Annotated in this window: 11 protein-coding genes; 4 read left to right on the top strand and 7 right to left on the bottom strand. The window is 36.2% G+C overall.

The genetic code is table 11. The features are described 5' to 3' along the window. Nucleotides 1-61: 61 nt before the first annotated feature. From AAFN87_RS12620 to AAFN87_RS12600, 5 genes are all read right to left on the bottom strand, one after another. Nucleotides 62-823 carry a TerC family protein gene (locus tag AAFN87_RS12620; RefSeq protein ID WP_347791424.1) on the bottom strand — a complete coding sequence of 254 codons (762 nt, stop codon included), beginning with the start codon at nucleotides 821-823 and terminating at the stop codon, nucleotides 62-64. 431 nt (nucleotides 824-1,254) lie between these two features. Then, nucleotides 1,255-4,305: an efflux RND transporter permease subunit gene (locus AAFN87_RS12615; RefSeq protein ID WP_347791423.1), complete on the bottom strand. Its 3,051-nt coding sequence runs from the start codon at nucleotides 4,303-4,305 to the stop codon at nucleotides 1,255-1,257. A gap of 292 nt (nucleotides 4,306-4,597) precedes the next feature. Beyond that, a complete protein-coding gene (locus AAFN87_RS12610) occupies nucleotides 4,598-6,169 on the bottom strand; it encodes a peptide chain release factor 3 (protein WP_347791422.1) in 1,572 nt (523 codons plus the stop codon). A gap of 124 nt (nucleotides 6,170-6,293) precedes the next feature. After that, nucleotides 6,294-7,766 (bottom strand): UDP-N-acetylmuramoyl-L-alanyl-D-glutamate--2,6-diaminopimelate ligase, encoded by a 1,473-nt coding sequence (locus AAFN87_RS12605; RefSeq protein WP_347791421.1) that lies wholly within the window; start codon nucleotides 7,764-7,766, stop codon nucleotides 6,294-6,296. A gap of 3 nt (nucleotides 7,767-7,769) precedes the next feature. Then, nucleotides 7,770-8,831 carry a M42 family metallopeptidase gene (locus AAFN87_RS12600; protein WP_347791420.1) on the bottom strand — a complete coding sequence of 354 codons (1,062 nt, stop codon included), beginning with the start codon at nucleotides 8,829-8,831 and terminating at the stop codon, nucleotides 7,770-7,772. Between the two features lie 99 nt (nucleotides 8,832-8,930). On the opposite strand from AAFN87_RS12600, the gene AAFN87_RS12595 reads away from it, so the two are divergent. Then, a complete protein-coding gene (locus tag AAFN87_RS12595) occupies nucleotides 8,931-10,502 on the top strand; it encodes a two-component system sensor histidine kinase NtrB (protein WP_347791419.1) in 1,572 nt (523 codons plus the stop codon). A gap of 122 nt (nucleotides 10,503-10,624) precedes the next feature. On the opposite strand, the gene AAFN87_RS12590 is transcribed toward AAFN87_RS12595, so the two are convergent. Next, the gene (locus AAFN87_RS12590) at nucleotides 10,625-12,013 is read right to left on the bottom strand and encodes an aldehyde dehydrogenase (RefSeq protein WP_347791418.1); all 1,389 of its coding nucleotides are present in this window, start codon (nucleotides 12,011-12,013) and stop codon (nucleotides 10,625-10,627) included. A 219-nt stretch (nucleotides 12,014-12,232) separates the two neighbouring features. On the opposite strand from AAFN87_RS12590, the gene AAFN87_RS12585 reads away from it, so the two are divergent. The 3 genes from AAFN87_RS12585 (at nucleotide 12,233) to AAFN87_RS12575 (ending at nucleotide 14,090) form a co-directional block, all read left to right on the top strand. After that, on the top strand, nucleotides 12,233-12,379 hold the full coding sequence (locus AAFN87_RS12585) for a hypothetical protein (protein ID WP_347791417.1): 147 nt from the start codon (nucleotides 12,233-12,235) through the stop codon (nucleotides 12,377-12,379). Nucleotides 12,380-12,994: 615 nt separating this feature from the next. After that, nucleotides 12,995-13,489, top strand: coding sequence for a hypothetical protein (locus AAFN87_RS12580; RefSeq protein WP_347791416.1), 495 nt, complete (start codon nucleotides 12,995-12,997; stop codon nucleotides 13,487-13,489). A 142-nt stretch (nucleotides 13,490-13,631) separates the two neighbouring features. Beyond that, on the top strand, nucleotides 13,632-14,090 hold the full coding sequence (locus AAFN87_RS12575) for a hypothetical protein (RefSeq protein ID WP_347791415.1): 459 nt from the start codon (nucleotides 13,632-13,634) through the stop codon (nucleotides 14,088-14,090). Nucleotides 14,091-14,861: 771 nt separating this feature from the next. On the opposite strand, the gene AAFN87_RS12570 is transcribed toward AAFN87_RS12575, so the two are convergent. Next, nucleotides 14,862-15,797 carry an NAD-dependent epimerase/dehydratase family protein gene (locus AAFN87_RS12570; protein WP_347791414.1) on the bottom strand — a complete coding sequence of 312 codons (936 nt, stop codon included), beginning with the start codon at nucleotides 15,795-15,797 and terminating at the stop codon, nucleotides 14,862-14,864. Nucleotides 15,798-15,860 lie beyond the last annotated feature (63 nt).

Here is a 15,860-nt window from a genome sequence, read left to right as displayed (position 1 = left end):
ATAGAGAATTACGCGGAAAATGAAAAGAGGAAGCATAGTCGCCTCCTCCTTCTATTCAATATTAAGCTTGTTGTTTTTTGTTTTTTACAACGCCTGTGAAATAACCACCTACTGCAATACCGATTAAGACAGTCCAGAAAGTTAATTCCCATGCAGTAGAATGTGGGAAGTCGTGCGGTAAAATACCTACTTTATCGTGCGCAAGCGTTAATACTGCTAATTTCACACCTACCCAGCCGACAATTAAAAACGCTGCCGTCTCAAGCGATGGATAACTGTTTAGTACTTTAACGAACCATTGTGCCGCAAAACGCATTATTATTAAACCGATAATACCACCTAAAAACATCACAGTGAATTGACCTGCGTTAATACCTCCAATATGATACTCTGTCACATGTGGTAATGTAACTGCAATTGCAACTGCTGCTAACATTGAGTCAATAGCGAAGGCGATGTCTGCAAGTTCTACTTTTACAACAGTCATCCAGAAACCAGAACCTTTTTTCTGTTCTTTGTGATGCTCTTCTTCTTCCTTCTTGAATTTAACATCATATAAATGCTTAAGCGAAATGAATAATAAGTAAATCGCACCTATCGCTTGGATTTGCCAATAATTCACGAGAAAAGTAATTAAAAACAGTGCGATGAAGCGGAAAACAAATGCCCCGAGTAGTCCATAAAATAGTGCTTTCTTTTGCTTTTCTTGCGGTAAATGTTTTACCATTACTGCCATTACTACGGCGTTATCTGCTGCAAGTAATCCTTCTAAGAATACTAATACAACTAGTACCCAAGCGTATTCTAATAAAATTGCTTCCATTAAAATTGCCTCCTTTTGTTGTGATATACCTAAGTTCTAGGCATATTTAATTATCATTTTCTACAGAAATATCCATTTTTAAGGCAAAAATAAAAGACCTCTGCCTAAAAAGGCAAAGGTCTTGCTAAGCAAATTAATTGCTATCACACCCGATGGCTCCTACCATGTCATGACGAATGTGAAGTAAGTAGTGAAAGGCTGTTGCGAATAAAATCAATGCAAGCAGTCCCTAAACAACTTATAGCTACTCCCCTTTGACAAAATGTCAACGGATATTTAGTTGTTCTGCCAAACTATTATAACTTACATTTCCTATGTTTAGCAACAAAAAATATCCAAGCTTATTTTGCTTCTTTTAAATGGTGTTTCGATACTTAACAATCTCCTAAAGAATACAAGGTGAAGGAAAATCATTATAATTTAATTCCACATTATAATCTCCTTGTTTCCTTATCTAATAAGCTATATATAATCGGCACAATAAATAGCGTCAGCAATGTTGATGTTAGTAGCCCTCCAATAACAACAATTGCCATTGGTTCATTTATTTCTGTACCTTCACCTATACCGAGCGCGAGTGGGACAAGCCCGAGTATCGTTGTTAGGGCAGTCATTAAAATTGGACGAAGACGATCTTGGCAAGCAATAAGGATCGCATCCAAGGAACTATGACCTTGTGCTTTTTTCTGATTAATATAATCAACAAGCACAATACCGTTATTCACAACTATACCGACAAGCACTAAAATTCCGATAATCGCAGTTACACCTAGTAGTGTATTCGTTAAAAATAATGCTATCGCTACACCAATTATCATAAGAGGTACACTAAACATTATTACGAATGGATACTTAAATGATTCAAATTGTGCAGCCATCACAATATAAACGAGCACTACTGATAATAAAATGGCCATCAACATATCGTTTTTCGCACTGTCGAATAATTCACGATCTCCGCTAAATACGATTTTTGTCGTATCTGGTAAATCGATGTCATTTAATGCTTTGTCTACTTTTGATGAAATACCACTTAACGATTCGGATGTTTTATATTTCACGAAAAATGCTACAGCAGAAGCTTGATCTGAGCGTCTTATCGAAGTTGGGCCTGTGGCGATTGATACATCCGCTACTTCATCAAGTGTGATAAATAATCCAGCTGGTGTGCGAAGCTTCATATTTTTAAGTGCTTCTACACTTTCGTTAAATACGCCACCAAAGCTTGTATAAACAGATAATACTGTCCCGTCATCCGCAATTATTTGTGTAGTAAATAATCCCCGCGTCATACTATTAACCATTTGCGCAATTTGTGCGGGAAGTAGCCCGTAATCTTTCGCTGCTTCTCGGTCAACCTCAATACGAATTTCATCTGTCACACTATCTAAATCCGTCGTTACTTCTACGACTTCATCAATACTCGCAACTGCCCGTTGAATAGTTGCAACCGTCTCTTGAAGGCGTAATTCATTTGAATCTGTCGCACGGAATGATAATGTATTCGGTGTTGAACCTGAGGAGGATGCTAATGAAAAGGAAACTTCTGCTCTTTTATCAACGACGTCTGGCATCTTATTTTCAAGCATTTCAACAAATTCAAAAATCGATTGCTCTCGCTCAGCAACGGGTACAAGCTTTATATATAACTCCGCTTCATAGGCATTGCTCGTTCCACGGGATAATGTTTGCTGATTACCACCAATTAAACTAACAAGTACTTCTACTTCCTCATATTGCTTCATATGCTGCTCAATGTCTGCTACTACAGATTGTGTTGCCAGTAACGAAGATCCCCGTTCAAGCTTCACATTAGCTGTTACAAATCCTTCATCTGTAGGCGGAATAAATTCTGTCCCTGTACGATAAAGTAAAAGGCTAGAAATCGCAAATAAAATCACAGTCGTAACAAGGACAATCGCACGGTGATGAAGTGCCCATTCAACTGCTTTTTTATATGCGCTATATAGCTTTGATGGCCCTCTCTCCGCTTTTAAATTTTGCGCTTTCGGTTTTAAAAAGCGGCTAGCGAGCATCGGAACAACCGTTAAAGCTACAACTAATGAAGCAAATAAACTAAAAGAAATTGTCAGCGCGAATTCTGTAAATATTTGTCCGATTAAGCCTGTAATGAATATTACAGGCACAAAAACGGCCACTGTTGTTAAAGTTGAAGCAGTAATTGCTTGACTGACTTCCTTCGAACCAATTGATGCAGCTTCCTTAGGCGACTTGCCAAGTGCAATATGGCGTTCGATATTTTCAATTACAACGATTGTATTATCTACTAGCATCCCGATTCCTAATGCCAGTGCCCCGAGCGTCATAATATTCAGTGAAAAATGAGCAAAATACATTAGAACAAACGTAACAATAACTGAATATGGAATAGCTATCCCAACAATTAGTGGGCTTTTGAATCCTCGTAAAAAGGCAAATAATACGATCATCGCAAATATACCGCCGAATATTAAAGTAGAGCTAATATTACTAATAGCTAGCTTTACATAATCTCCTTGGTCAAATAAAATATGTGCCTTAACACCTTCATATTGGGGTTTCGTCAGTAATGTATTTAACTCTTTTTGAAAAGTATCGGAAACTTTCGCTGTATTAGCACCCGATTCTTGTAGCACGGAAATTAACACAGCTGGGTAATCATTTGCACGTGTTATTGTTTTTTGTTGTTGTTCTACACGTTCAACTTTCGCAACATCTTGTAGTCTTAACGCTTCCCCCGTTAACGGATTAACGGAAAGAATAAGGTTTGCTATTTCTTCTGGTGAAGTTAATGTACTAATAATACGTGTAGTTAAAAGTTCACCTGCTGCTGTATTAACTGATTCGCCCGGTAATGAAATATTATTCGCTTGAACAAGCTGGACAATATCACTCTGTGTTAACCCTTTTTCCTCAAGCTTGACAGCATCAGCAATGATTTGTACTTCCTCAATCAGTTTACCTGATACTGTAACACTTGCGACTCCCTCAGTTCGTTTCAGCTCCTGTTCAAGTGCTTCTGCAATAGCACGCACATCTACGTCTGGGCGCTCTGCTTGTAGTGATAATTGGATTATTGGAAACTGTGATGGGTCAAATTTTAAAAAGGAAGGCTTGCCCGCATTATCTGGTAACTTTACTATGTCAAGGCGCTGTAATATTTCCATTTGAATTTTGTCCATATCAGTAGACCAATTAAATTCTAAAATGATTAAATTGGCACTTTCTTGCGCTGTAGATTGTATCTTTTTAATACCTGGTAACGTTGCTAAGCTTTGTTCTAAAGGCTTTGTCACCTTTTCATTAACTTCTGTCGGACTTGCACCTGGATAGTTAGTAACAACAACTCCGATTGGCGGATTCAAGTCAGGGATTAGTGTCACCGGAATTTTAAATAACGACACAATACCTAATATTATGACAAGCGCCATCATTACGAGTGTAAATACCGGTCGCTTTATTGAAAAATCGCTTAATTTCATTATTGAAAACTCCTAACTTGAAACCGTAAATTGTTCGTTTTATTTTTCCCTCTATAAAAGTTATTATTCGACATTTTACTAGTAATCCCTTTCTTATTGTCGACAAGCATAGTTTATATATCTAATTTTTGTATTGTTTATATAATTTTGCAAGTTATTTATCTTATCTAATTAGAAATCATCTTTACGGCAAAAGTTGTCCTTGAACACAACCACGCTTTAAAAATCCACATAAAAAAAACTGCACCTCTAATTTTAGGTGCAGTTCACTTTTCGACAGCTCTTTCACAAATTAAAGCAAGCTGTATAATTTAATATCTTCGTTTTTATCTGAGAACCAACGCATTGCAAATTCGTTTTCAAATAAGAAAACATATTTGTCAAAACGGTCTTTTACTAACATTGAACGTGCAGAAGACATTGATTCTTTTACTGAATCTTCATTTTCAATCCAACGAGCGATTTTGCTACCGATTGGTTCCATTTTTACTTCTACATTGTATTCGTTTTTCATGCGGTGCTCGAATACTTCAAACTGTAATTGACCGACAGCACCAAGGATTACTTCTTCAGTATGCAGTGTTTTATAGTACTGAATTGCCCCTTCCTGTACAAGTTGCAAAATCCCTTTATGGAATTGTTTTCCTTTCATTACGTTTTTCGCTGTTACACGCATGAAAATTTCTGGTGTAAATTGTGGTAATTTTTCAAATTGGAATGTTTTCTTACCGCCAACTACTGTATCACCAATTTGGTAAGTACCTGTATCATAAAGCCCGATAATATCGCCAGCTACTGCTTCTTCTACTGTTTCACGATCATCCGCTAAAAATTGTGTTGATTGTGATACTTTAAATGATTTTCCTGTGCGGGAAAGCGTCATATTCATACCGCGCTCAAATTTCCCTGACACGATACGAACAAACGCGATACGGTCTCGGTGAGCAGGATTCATATTCGCTTGAATTTTAAAGATGAAGCCAGAAAATTCCCCGTATTCAACTGGATCGATAAATTGTTCGTCTTCCGTCAAGCGTGGTTGAGGCGTTGGTGCAAAATGTAAATATGTTTCAAGGAATGTTTGTACCCCGAAATTTGTTAACGCTGAACCGAAAAATACAGGTGTCAATTCACCACGGCGAATTTTTTCTTCTGAATATTCGTTACCTGCTTCGTTAAGTAGCATAATATCGTCCATTGCCTGTGAATAATACGACGTTACTTTCATAGGATGATCTACAGCTAATTCACCGTTTTCATCGATTGGTAAGAAGCGCTCGTCTTCCTCTGTACGGAACTGCTCAATTCGCTTATTGTAACGATCATAAATACCTAAAAATTCTTTCCCCATACCAATTGGCCAGTTCATAGGATACGCGCTAATGCCAAGTACCTCTTCTAATTCTTCAATTAGCTCGAGTGGCTCTTTCCCTTGTCGGTCTAATTTGTTAATGAAGGTGAAAATAGGGATACCTCGCATTTTACACACTTTAAATAATTTTAATGTTTGTGCTTCAATCCCTTTAGCCGCATCGACTACCATGACAGCACTGTCCACCGCCATTAATGTACGATACGTATCCTCCGAGAAATCTTGGTGCCCTGGTGTATCAAGAATATTCACACGGTTACCGTTATAATCAAATTGCATAACAGATGAAGTTACAGAAATCCCACGCTGCTTCTCAATCTCCATCCAGTCAGATGTAGCGAACTTCCCTGTTTTTTTACCTTTTACTGTTCCAGCATCGCGAATCGCGCCGCCGAATAATAATAATTTTTCTGTTATCGTCGTTTTACCAGCATCCGGGTGACTGATGATCGCAAATGTTCGACGGGATAATATATCTTGTTCTAAAGTCATTTTTTTGTTCGTCTCCTTTTTTCATACTTACTTATTTTAAAAGAAAAGGTGTACCCCGTACAACCATTTTTACTTTAAACGAAAAAAACCCCTTATTTGCTTGTTCACAAATAAGGGTTACAATTTACACAAATTTCAAGCGACCAGCTTCAATTGCTATATTCGCATCGCTATGCGGATATTTTGTATCTTCAATAATTTGATAATCCTCATGACCTTTGCCAGCAAAAATAATAATATCTCCTGGCTCAGCAACACTAATTGCATGACGTACCGCTTCTGCGCGATCGCCAATGCAAGCAAATTGGTCATGCTGCATACCTTTAGCCAAATCACTCGTTATACTGTCATATTCCTCGTAGCGCGGATCATCTGTCGTTAAAATAACATAGTCAGCTAATGATGCTTTTTCAGCCATCGCTGGACGTTTTGATTTATCCCGATTTCCTCCTGTACCAACTAAGAAAATCAGTTTTTTACCTTCTTTTTTATAAGGCAGTGCAGCATGTATTGCCTTTTCAATCGCATCTGGTGTGTGTGCATAGTCGATGAAAATTTGAATCGGTAAATCAGTCTGCACTTTTTCCATACGCCCTTTTACCGGAGGCAATTTTTCGACCTGCTCTAAAATTTGCTCTAACCCGAAGCCACTTGCATAAAAATATGCACACACCGCTAGCACATTATAAATATTAAATTCACCAAGTAAATGCATTGTCACCGGGAATGTACCTATTGGTGTAATCATATCAAAGCTAGTCATGCCATTTTCATAACGGCAATTTTCTGCTCGGAATAATGCATCTTTATTTTTCAAGCCATATGTCCATATAGGATACGGTGTCATTTTGGCATAGCGTTCTGACCACGGATCGTCGGCGTTCAATACAACATGTTTATTTTTTTCTAAATCTTGTCCCAGCTGCGAGAATAACAAGCCTTTCGCATGACCATATTCCTCCATCGTACCGTGGAAATCTAAGTGGTCATGTGTTAAATTCGTAAAAATAGCTGCATCATAGTCAACACCAGCTAATCGTCCAAGTGTTAATCCGTGAGATGATACTTCCATAACCATAGCACGGCAACCTTCCATTTTTGCACGGAATATCATTTGTTGCGTATTTAGTGCGTCACTAGTCGTATTCGCCGATTCGTACAAAATACCATTTAAGTTAAAGCCAATAGTGCCTGACAATGCTGACTTTTCACCTAAGCCAATTAGTATATTATGAATAATGCCCGCTACACTTGTCTTTCCGTTTGTTCCTGTCACACCAATCATGACAATATCCTTTGAAGGATATTCGAAAAACTTCGCAGACAATAAACCAAGCGCTCGGTCTGTACTATTTACAATTACTTGTGCAGCATTACCTGACAACTCTAATTCGCGCTCCGTCACAATAATTGTTGCGCCTGCATCCACTGCTTTTTGCGCGTAATCATGCCCATCGTGTGTATAGCCTTTTATACAAATGAAGACACTATTCGGCTGAACACTGCGTGAATCAATTGCAATATCTTTAACATTTGTCGGTAAGTGACCTATTATTTTCTTTTGCGGAATCGCAAATAATAATTCCTCTGCGTACATAAATTAATCCTCCATTTCAACCATTGGCGAAGTAATGTAAGCATATAATAACGCAGCTGTCGCTTGAAGGGAATCAATATGTGTTCGCTCGTATGCATGAGACGACTCAATGCCTGGTCCGAATAATGCATGGCGCACATCATAGCCCGCACGAATTGCTGCTGAAGCATCCGAACCGTAATACGGATAAATATCTAGCTTATAATCAATATTCCCTGCTTTTGCAAGACCTATTAAATGTTGAGTTAATTCATAATGGTAAGGACCACTCGAATCTTTCGCACAAATCGAAACCGTGTATTCATCAGAAGCTTGACCGTCACCGATCGCCCCCATATCAACTGCGATATATTCAACAACTTGCTCTGGAATATTTGAATTGCCGCCATAGCCGATTTCTTCATTATTTGAAATATAAAAATGTGTAGTGTATGGAAGTTTTACACTGTTTTCTTTTACGTATTTCATTAATTGCAGTAAAAGAGTTGTACTCGCTTTATCATCTAAATGTCGAGATTTAACAAATCCAGATTCCGTTGTTTCATAGCGCGCATCAAATGATACAAAATCGCCTACTTCAATACCTAGCGCACGTGTATCTTGTGCGCTGAATACTTTCTCATCAAGACGCACTTCGATATGATTTTCGTCGCGTTTCAAATCGCCTGCACCACGGTAAACATGGACCGTCGTTTCATGCATTAAAATTGTACCACGCACTTTTTTACCGCTCGCTGTATGAATTGTGCAATATTCACCTTCTACAGCGTTCCAGTTAAAACCACCAATCATTGCAAGCTTTAAACGCCCGCTTTGTTTTACTTCCTTTACCATTGCACCAAGCGTATCTGTGTGCGCCGTTAACAAACGATGCTGATCATCATTATCACCTTTAAATGTGACTATAATGGCACCTTTATTCGTTTTAGTATATGGAATATTGTGGTCTTGTAAAAATTGTCCCATAAAACGCATAATATTTGCCGTATAGCCAGATGGACTTGCAATATTCACTAGTTGTTCTAATAAAGACAATGTTTGTTGTTGATTAAATACATTATTCATAAAAAGCCCCCCATTTCCATCAATCATAACAAAATTTAGCATTTATCGACACAGTTAAATCATGTATCATAAAAATATTAACGAGATTAGGAGTGTGCAATGCAACAACTAGAAACTTTACATAAACGTAATTTATTCGTTTTCTATTCATTACTTATAAGCTTAACAATTCATATGACGGCAATTGCAATCGGTATTTATGAATATCTTTATTATTACCCAATGTTCGCCATTACTATCGTCATATTCATCGGGGCGTTTTTTTATTTCAAAGTCCATCCTCAAAAAATACAGTTAATATTAATGGTTGGATGGAATGTGGTAATCGTGTTTATAGTAACTCAAAGCTCACAAATATTTTCTTTATACTGGTTTCTTTATTACTTACTATTAATGTGTATTTACCGGTCATTAAAGGTAAATATTACTCTCACGTTACTAACGACAATAGAAGTTGCACTCATTTTAAGCTGGTTATATAAACATGGTGCTATAAGTGGAAATGTTACTACCGAGACTTACTTATTATTTTTATTGCTCAGTTGCTGCTTATTTCTAATGCAAACCCTTTATATAAAACAGCTTTGGGAGCATATTGAGAAAAGAATATTAGATAAAGAGCATGAACTATCTTCTACTGAAGCATATTTAAAACTGTTTTTTGAAAATGCGGATGATGCGATTGCTGTATTTGATTTAGACAATAAAATTATAGAAGTAAACCCTTCATTTGAAAAGCTATACGGGTGGACTCGTGAAGAATGCATCGGCAACATTTTACCTTTAGTACCTCCCGAAAATTTTGACGTTATGCAACAACGACTCCAAAAGATATTGAGAGGTGAACGTTTTCATTTAATTGAGACGCAAGATATGCGCAAAGATGGCACTTTATTTGACGCCCAAATTTCACTTGCTCCAATCTATAATTCGTATGGAGAAATGCTCGCTGTTTCCGTTATTTCTCGGGACAATTCATATATTAAAGAAAATGAAAAACTAATTATACAATCTGAAAAATTAAAACTTGCAGGTGAAATCGCAGCAGGTGTTGCACATGAAATTCGTAATCCTATGACTGTCATCTCAGGTTTTGTACAAATAATGAATGAAGATAAAGATTCCCCATATCATCCTTATACTGAAATTATTAAATCCGAAATTGAGCGCATTGATTTAATTATTTCTGAGTTTTTAGTGCTTTCAAAGCCACAAGCTGACACGAAGGAAATCATTGATGTTCAAAATATTTTAAATGATATTGGATTATTTTTCCAAATAGAGTTCGAAAATAGGAATATTGAATATTATACAAAAATAAATACCGTAAACCCCTTTATATTAGGGAATCGGAATCAAATTAAGCAAGTATTTATTAATATTATGAAAAATGCTATTGAGGCGATTCAACACGATGGAAAAATTACACTTGATATATATGATGACAAACAAAATGTTTATTTTGCAATTTGTGATGATGGGATAGGCATATCTGATTATTTAGTGGAACGTATTTTTGAGCCATTTTATACGACTAAATCAACAGGTACTGGCCTCGGCATGATGATAACGAATAAAATCGTCCAAGAACATAATGGCTTTATTAAAATTAGAAGTAAAGAAAATGTCGGTACTCAAATTATTATTAGTTTCCCTATTATTGAAAAATAATGCTTTTTATAAAGCGTTGATTATGTAGCAGTTGCAATTGTTCTAATGCAAGCTGTTCTTTACGACAGGTATTTGCAAAAGTGCCGATAATAAAAAGAGCTGGCAGTCGCCAGCTCTTTTTACTATTTTATTATCGCTCGCACAAGCTTTACTTTTTTCTTATATGGAGGGAATAATAAATTATTTGCCAATTTAGTAGAACGCTGTAAGATCGATTTAGGATGTGTAAAGCATTCGAAGCTCGCCTTACCGTGGTATGCACCAATTCCAGATGGTCCAACACCACCAAATGGTAAATGGGTGTTTCCAACATGGGTCATAATATCATTAATACACCCTCCTCCAAACGGTAATTCATTTAAGAAATAGTTCATCGCATTATCATTTTCTGTAAATAAATAAGCTGATAAAGGCTTCGGTAATTTGCGTACTTGGTAAATCGCGTTAGCTAAATCGTTATACGCCATAATCGGTAAAATAGGTCCGAATATTTCGTCCTCCATTACTTTACTGTCCCAACCAGCACCTTCGATAATCGTCGGCGCAACAAATAAATCTTCGCGATCCGTTTTTCCTCCAAATGTTATATGATCTGTTTCAGCATCTAAAATCATTTTTAAACGGTCAAAATGTTGTGTATGAATAACTCGGCCATAGTCTTTGCTCGTTTGAGGATCTTCCCCATAAAATGATGTTATCGTTTGCTTTAAAATTTTAATGAATTTTTTGTAAACAGATGAATGCACGAGTACATAATCAGGCGCGACACAAGTTTGCCCATTATTATTAAATTTCCCCCAAGCAATCCGTTTTGCTGCTACATCTAAATTTGCTGTTTGGTCAACAATTACAGGGCTTTTGCCGCCAAGCTCTAGCGTAACCGGTGTGAGTCTATCGGCCGCTGCACGCATAATTACTTTTCCAGTCGAGACACTACCTGTAAAGAAAATATAATCAAATGAAGCATGAATAAGTGCCTCAACTTCCGCTTTTTCCCCTTCCACTACACGTACATAATTTTCTTCAAATACTTCTGCGATGATTTTTTTTATAATATTTGTTGTATTCACTGACGCTTCAGATGGTTTAACAATCGCTGTATTACCAGCAATAATCGCACCAATTAACGGCTCCATAACGAGCTGGAATGGATAATTAAAAGGGCCAATAATAAGTACTACTCCATAAGGCTCCCGAATAATATAGCTTTTCCCTGGCTGAAACTGTACAGGGGTTTTCGCTGCTATAGGCTTTGCCCAGTCATTGATATTTTTCACCATATAAGAAATGCTATCAAGCACAATACCAACTTCTGTCGTGTACGCCTCAAATTCACTTTTATTTAAATCTAATTTTAAAGCGCGCATAATGTCGGCTTCATATTTTTTTATTGTTTCTTTTAGCTTAATTAATTGCTGTTTACGAAACTCGATATCCTTTGTAACGCTTGAAAAATACAAGTTTCTTTGCTCTGAAATCCAATCTTCTACATCTTGGGCTGTAAAATTCACAAAAAAAACTTCCTTCCCTTTTTTAATTTTTATGCATATTTCAATAGTTTTCACACATATTAACTACTATAACGGTCACGTGAAATCCTTTTTACAGCATATTCAAATTGAATTTGGTAGCATCTTAACACTTCTACAACTCGTTTACAAACAAACACAATTGGGAATACACTGGTAAATAACAAATTTATTTCTACAGTGAACAAGGGGGCAATTTCAATGATTATAACAGAAACTTGGTGGGAAGCTATTTTTTCTGGACCTTTATCTATTGGTATTAATGAGCAAAAAATGGTAGAACTTGAGGATGAATCATTTTTATATTTCATAGTACAACATTTGCCGCAGGAAGAACATACATCTTAATAAAAAATATGCCTAAATATAGGCTTCGACTCTCTCAAAGAAAGGGGTTGTTTCAAAAGTCTTTTTTTGAGACAACTCCTTTTCATACATTATTAAATGAGTATCGTTTTCGGTTCACACAATTTAAACCGTTACCTTGCTCATACATGACATTTGTTTGTATCACGATGACCGTTTACATGAACTGAATATAAGAAAAAGCACATTTACGACAAGATTTATCTTTAATTAGGGCATAAATTCAAATTACTCAAAACTTCCATATTACAGTAGTATGCCACTCTACTCCTCATTGAAAAGCCACCGTTTGCAATTATACAAAAAACATCGTATAATTTTTTATTAGGTGCCAAACCTATGTGACATTAGTCGGAACAACTAATGCCACTACAAAAGACCCCACTAACGGCGCGGATTGCCGGGGGTCTTTTTCATATTGTAATGCAGTGCATTGCTATAAACTACATAGACCTTATTTAAAGAATTATTTAGTGAGCAAAAAATATAGTAAGCCTTTATACTTAATAATGTAGAATACAAAAAAAATCTATCTAAAATCAATGTTTTAATTATTACTGTTCTTTATCATTCAATAAACAATGGGGGACACAGTCAATGAAAAAATTCGTAAACTTTTATATAGTACTACTTGTTCTATTTATTGTATTGGGTCTTTTTGGAATATCTATTACAAATGACAAAGAAACTGAAGACGTAATTGAAAAAAACGTTTTAGAAAATACACCTGGCTATGAAACGATGTTAGCTATTAGTGAAATGACGAAAGAACAGCAATTACAAGATGCGGTTTTAGATATTCAAGTAACGCCTGAAAAAAATAATGAAATTGTATTAGTAAAAATGCAAAGCTCGGAGTTTATGACAGCGGATATTTTATTAAAGGATAGCTATAACATGCTAGTAAAAATAGCGAATTCCCCACAAATTGCGGAGTTTACATTCGTTTGGTACCAAGTTATTAATAGTGAAAACACTGAAGTACTTACTATGACGTTTGACAGAGCTGCTCTCGATCAACTGCAAGCTGTTTCTTATAAAGATTTGGCAACTATTGCGACCGTTTTTGAGCAACATAGTGAATTAAAATAAAGGGCTGTTCCAAAAGGGCATAATAATGACTTTTTGGAGACAGCTCTTTTCTTTTTACAAAGTATGACTGATTTCCGAAGTAAATCGATATTCGGTAATTCAAATAAAGGGCATGCCCACATGACAGTAGGAGTATTATTTCATGAAAAAGTTTAATATAGTAGGAATATTGTTAGTAGTGATGGTGATAGGTGCGGTTTTTTATCAGCAGCATAAGTTAATAAAAGATTATAGGGCACTACTTTACGATCAACTGTACATAATACAAATGCCAATAGAACGTATTTTGATATTCCAAGAAACAGCAGAACAATATACGCATGAGCATAGGGCGCAATTAATTAAGCAATTATACGATGCATTTGCAGATGTTGCTAATCATACTGGTGGTGGACTTCAATTAGAGCCACATATTAAAGAATCGTATTTTATGGATTATATGGATACGAAGAACAAATATGTTCAAAGCGTAAATGCCTATATAGAGGCGAGAACACCAGAAGAGCGTGAAGAAGCGCATAAGCATCTCAAAAAGCAATACGAATACTACCAAAAATTTTTAATAAAGGCTGAAACAGAGTTAGTTGAACGATATGAGTAAGGATCGCTATTATTGAAAAACGTTTTATTAAGGGGCGAGGGCACTGAAAAAGTGTATTTACCCGAAATTTTATGATAGAAATTCGCTTTCTAACTAACAATGATTTAGCATTCTGTTGATATATTTATCAAGTCAATCGCGCTAGCGCATGAGACGCACAAGCCAGTTGTACTGTCTTATACGACTCGTTTTTGCGCTTCATGCAAGGCGCGATTGAGTATGAATTTTCCTTCTGAACCTATTGAATTAGTGTCTCTAACTAAGTAGGAATTGTAATGTACATAGTGATTAGAAGATAATAAGCGTGTTTCTTTAGTGGACTATTTAATAAAAGACTTGATAGTTGATTGGAGCGGAGGGGACTCGACTCCAGCAATTTTTATTTGCGACGAGTAATCGCAGGAGCAGGATACACACGAGCTGAAAATCCATTTATTTCGGCATTAGCCGAAATAAATTAGTTGAAGCCGTGCCTGCGGAAATATTGGAACGAATACTAAAAGCGTCACATCTTCTGACAACGTATTCGTGACCAACATCGTGTTGGCCTCTGCAGTAGCGGAAATCAACGTATTCCAATTCGACATTTAACAATAAAAGGTAAATAAACATGCTTGTAATAGAAATTTACTAAAAAAATAACGACTAAGTTTTCAGTGCCCTCTTAAGGGGCTGCATCATCTTTTGATGTAGCCCCTTAAGTTTTTTTCCAAGATGCTCTTTTATGCAATATTATTGATTTATCCGAATTACAGACTAGCGTCTACAATCTCAACTAATTTGGGCTGAAGCCTGATTTTTGCTTTCAATACAACGCTGAATACCTTCTTTTATCGACACAGTTGGCTGCCACTGAGTCGTCTTGACAATTTTTTCGTTAGATAACAATGAATGCTTAATATCGCTATCCTTTGCCTGCTCATTATTTACAGTAAGCGTATAACCTAATTCTCGTACAGTTTGGATAAGTTCATTCAATGAAATATGCTCATTAGTTGAAATATTGTATATGCCTTGTAAACGGCTTTCAACACCTCTTATAATCGCATTTGCTATATCATCTACATAAATAAAATCACGCGATTGGTTACCATCTCCGTAAATTGTTAGCACTTCATTATTAATAATTTTCTCTGTTATTCTCGGAATAATGGCATCAGTCTGATTAGCTCCTGGACCATATACGTTTGAAAAGCGGTAGATCAAAGTAGGGAGATTGTGAAATTGCTGCCACCGCTCACAATACATTTCTCCAATTTGCTTATTCATACCGTACACCGACAAAGGGTTTAACTGTCGATCTTCAGTAATTGGCAATTCTAGTTGATCGCCATATACAGCTGCAGAGGATGTAAAGACAAAATGTTCAACATTATATTTTTGAGCCCACATTAACATTCTAATTACACCAAATACATTGCTATAACTATCTTGTATCGGATCTTTCATAGATGTAGTAACACTAGTTTGTGCAGCGCAGTGTATAATAATATCAATTTTATGTTGCTTAAAAATCGTTTCACATAGTGCATCTTCCACATTCATTTCGTATGCATTATGCGGGAATGGCACCGTTCGTTTATTCCCCGTGCTACAATTATCAACAATAGTTATTTCTGCTCCCTGCTCGTATAACTTTCGAGCAACAACACTTCCTACAAAACCGTATCCACCTGTGATTAATATACTTTTATTATTCATTTCCATATAATAAGCTCCTTTTTTTACATTCTATTTACTATATGAAATGAACTTATGAAATATTTAGTA

The sequence above is a fragment of the Solibacillus sp. CAU 1738 genome, assembly GCF_039888725.1.
GTDB lineage: Bacteria > Bacillota > Bacilli > Bacillales_A > Planococcaceae > Metasolibacillus.
The sequence above is the reverse complement of the archived record's forward strand: the minus strand, read 5'-3'. Positions and strand labels throughout refer to the sequence as shown.